General features: G+C 55.0%; 1 rRNA gene. It reads left to right on the top strand.

Annotated features, from left to right (window positions below):
* Positions 1-404, top strand: a 16S ribosomal RNA gene (locus KNP64_RS14755); the annotation flags it as partial.
* Positions 405-449: the final 45 nt, after the last annotated feature.

Genomic DNA, 449 nt, shown 5'->3' with positions numbered 1-449 from the left:
GTTGGGCACTCTAAGGAGACTGCCGGTGACAAACCGGAGGAAGGTGGGGATGACGTCAAATCATCATGCCCCTTATGAGTTGGGCTACACACGTGCTACAATGGACGGTACAAAGGGCAGCGAAGCCGCGAGGTGGAGCCAATCCCAGAAAGCCGTTCTCAGTTCGGATTGCAGGCTGCAACTCGCCTGCATGAAGTCGGAATCGCTAGTAATCGCAGGTCAGCATACTGCGGTGAATACGTTCCCGGGTCTTGTACACACCGCCCGTCACACCACGAGAGTTTGTAACACCCGAAGTCGGTGAGGTAACCTTAGGGAGCCAGCCGCCGAAGGTGGGACAGATGATTGGGGTGAAGTCGTAACAAGGTAGCCGTATCGGAAGGTGCGGCTGGATCACCTCCTTTCTAAGGAAAATGCCCATGTGGCATTGCCCATCGTTCAGTTTTGAG

The organism is Exiguobacterium sp. s64 (assembly GCF_018618035.1).
Classification (GTDB): Bacteria; Bacillota; Bacilli; order Exiguobacteriales; family Exiguobacteriaceae; genus Exiguobacterium; species Exiguobacterium mexicanum_A.
The sequence above is the reverse complement of the archived record's forward strand: the minus strand, read 5'-3'. Positions and strand labels throughout refer to the sequence as shown.